The organism is Mycobacterium sp., from assembly GCF_036490025.1.
In the GTDB taxonomy this organism is placed as follows: domain Bacteria; phylum Actinomycetota; class Actinomycetes; order Mycobacteriales; family Mycobacteriaceae; genus Mycobacterium.
On the sequence record NZ_DASXEP010000167.1, the window covers coordinates 23,925 to 26,954 of the forward strand.

The following is a 3,030-nucleotide window of genomic DNA, read 5'->3' on the forward strand; positions in this document are numbered from 1 at the left end:
TCATTTTCCCACCTCATCGAGCCATGGAAGGCTGCGTTGATCTTGAGGTTAATGGTGAAAGGTAAGTAATCTCTGTCCGGATTACATGAATTCGGGCGCCGAATCTTAAGACTGTAATTGCCGGGCGATGGCTTTCTTGTCGATCTTGCCGACCGGTGTGGTCGGTAACGAGCTCAGCTCGGTCAAAACATCGGGCCGCGCATGCCGGGCCACGCCGCGGTGGTCGAGGTAGGTGTTCAGCTCGGTCAGCGTCACCGGGCTTCCGGAGAAAACGACTGCCGCGCAGATTTTCTCACCCAGATATGGATCGGGCAGTGCCACCGCCGCTGCTGACAAGATCGCCGGGTGTGTACGCAGATGCTCTTCGAGATCGGCGGCGGGGACGGTCTCGCCGCCGCGATGGATGACGTCCTTCACCCGGCCCGTGACCTCTAAATAACCGCCATCGCGTTGACGGACGAGATCGCCGCTGCGATAAAAGCCGTCCGGGTCGAAGCAGCGCGCGTTGACGTCGTCGGCGCGGAAGTATCCATTGAAGGTGTACGGGCCTCGCACCAGCAGTTCGCCCTCCGCGCCGGCCGGGACGGGCTGGCCGTCGTCGTCGACGATGCGCAGTTCGTCATCGACGCACAGCGGCCGGCCCTGGGTGTTGTCGACCACGTCCGGTGGGTCGTCGGGCCGGGTGTAATTCAGCAGCCCTTCGGCCATGCCGAACACTTGCTGCAGGCCCGGTGTCAGTGTCTCCCTGATTCGTTGGGCATCATTGGCTTCCAGCTTGGCGCCGCCAACTTGCAACAGCCGCAACGAGGTTGGCGCCTCCGGTTCCCATTCGGTGGCTTGCGCCCACAGGTTGGCCAACGCCGGCACCAGCGCGGTGACTGTCACACCGTGGCGGGCGATGGCGCTGAACGCCGACTCCGGGCTGGGGTTGGTGAGAAACGCCGTGGTGGCGCCGACGGCGATCGCGCCGAGCAGCCCGGGGCAGGCCAGCGGAAAGTTGTGTGCGGCAGGCAGAGCCACCAGGTAGACGTCGTCGGTGGTGAGGTTGCAGAGCTCAGCGCTGGCGCTGGCGTTGTACACGTAGTCGTTATGGGTGCGGGGGATGAGTTTCGGCGTGCCGGTGGTGCCGCCGGAAACCAACAGCAGCGCGGGGGACTCGGGATCTGGGTGGTGTGGTTCGGGCCGGTCGGCTTTACTCGCGCACACCTGCGACCAGGCGACAAATGAGCCGGGGTCGCCGTCGACGATCACCTGACGTAATCCGGGATGCTGTTGCGACAACTCCAATGCCATCGGCCGGTGGTCGAATCCTCCTGCGCTATCCGGGATCAGCAGCGCCGTCGCCCCACTGACGGCGGCGAAGTGTCCCAGTTCTGCTGCGCGGTGCCCGGTCAGACACATCACCGGGATCGCACCCACGCGCAGCAGCGCGAACAACGCCACCGCGAATTCGCACCCGTTCGGCAGCTGCAGCAGGACCCGATCGCCGGCCGCGATACCCAGTCCGGCCAGCCCGGCCGCTGCTCGATCGGCGCGCTCGTCGAGTTGGGTGAAGGTCAGCCGCTGCGGTCCGTCGGCGTCGAGCACCCCGACGCGCGTGGGCCAGCGATGCGCCGCGCCGGACAGTAACGAGTCGACGGTCCGGCCGCTCCAGTAACCGGCAGCCCGATAGCTCGCCGCCCGGTCGGGTGGGAACGGCACAAAGCCCTCGAGATCGGAAGACGGCATCCCAAAGGCTAGAACAGCCCACCGAACAGGTCGGGCAGCGCCGTCGAGACGGATTCCGCCGCGGCGGTCGTCGTCGACTCGCCCAGCGCGGCAACGAACTGCTCCGGCCAGGTCACCAGCAGGCTTTGCAGCAGGCTGCCGTCATTGAGCAGGCCGGTGAACAGCTCTTCGGCGCCGTTGTAGGGGTTGGTGCCCGCGTCGTAGCCGTTGAACACCGCACCGATCACATCGGACGACAGGTTGTTCAGGTCGGAAAGCCCCTGGGTGGTATCGCCGGCCGCGAACTCGGCCGCGATGTTGTCCACGGCGCCCGTCAGCGCGAAAAACCCACTGAGCTCAGGAGACAGCGCGGAGTCGGCAACGGCCTTCAGCTCGTCGTAGTTGCCGAATGCCTCGAGCAGGTTCGTCTGGATCTGTGACAGCTCGACCGGAATCGACAGCGTCGTCACGCCTTTACTGGTCTCATCAAGAAGCGGTGCCAACAGCGGCTTCAGCGTGTGGTCCAAGGTTTCCAACGACCACGCATCGAAGTAGCTGAACGCCTGGAAGGTGTTGCCGTCTTGCAGAGCGGTCGCGATTTCCTGCAGTGTGCTGCCGCTTTCGGTGATACCAGTGGCCGGATTCGTCACGTCTCCGCCGAACAGCCCGAAGACGTAACCGTCGTCGCCGCCGTACCAGCCGCCGTCCAGCGAGTTCTGGATGCCGGTCTCGAAGCCGGTCAACGCGGTGCTGATCTGGCCGTTGAACTCAGACGACAACGATCCGAGTGCCGTCGTCAGGTCGGAATTCGCCGTAGCGGCGTCGCTTTGCAGCGCCGCCAAGTTTTCTTGAGCCCCGGCGACAACCGCTGTCCAGTCTTGCTCGCCGGCGGCCAGCTTCACGGCCCGATGCTGGATCTGCGGCCCGGCGGGGACCGGCGCATTGATGGCGAACAGGCCGGCGGCTACGACTCCGACGCCGGCAATCACCAGCCGGCTCACGTCGGCCTTCTTCGACTCACAGGGGAGAGCTGACTGCACGGAATCTCCTTAATAAACCTAAGTGGGCACATCGCCATGATCAGGCGAAACGGCACGCTACCTGAGATTTAGCTGAGCGACAATAGGGTTGCCTAACCTTATAACGCCCGGGAGAGCATGCGTGCGGGTGAGCATCGGAGGGCTGCTGCCGACGGGCGGTAGCGTCGCGGGTATCCCACCCACTAAAGTAGCCAGCAATTTAGGCTAGCCTCCACTAACTAGTAGAGGGGTGGGTGTGACAACTGCCGGGGTAAAGGCTTCCGTTGTTGGCAGCCCGAGCGAC

2 protein-coding genes are annotated in these 3,030 nt (G+C 64.4%); both read right to left on the minus strand.

The annotated features are described in order from the left end of the window. Positions 1 to 105: 105 nt before the first annotated feature. Entirely contained in the window at positions 106 to 1,728 is a 1,623-nt protein-coding gene (locus VGG53_RS18830) for a (2,3-dihydroxybenzoyl)adenylate synthase (RefSeq protein WP_331519606.1), read from the minus strand. An 8-nt stretch (positions 1,729 to 1,736) separates the two neighbouring features. Then, positions 1,737 to 2,747 carry a hypothetical protein gene (locus tag VGG53_RS18835; protein WP_331519607.1) on the minus strand — a complete coding sequence of 337 codons (1,011 nt, stop codon included), beginning with the start codon at positions 2,745 to 2,747 and terminating at the stop codon, positions 1,737 to 1,739. Between the last annotated feature and the right edge of the window lie 283 nt (positions 2,748 to 3,030).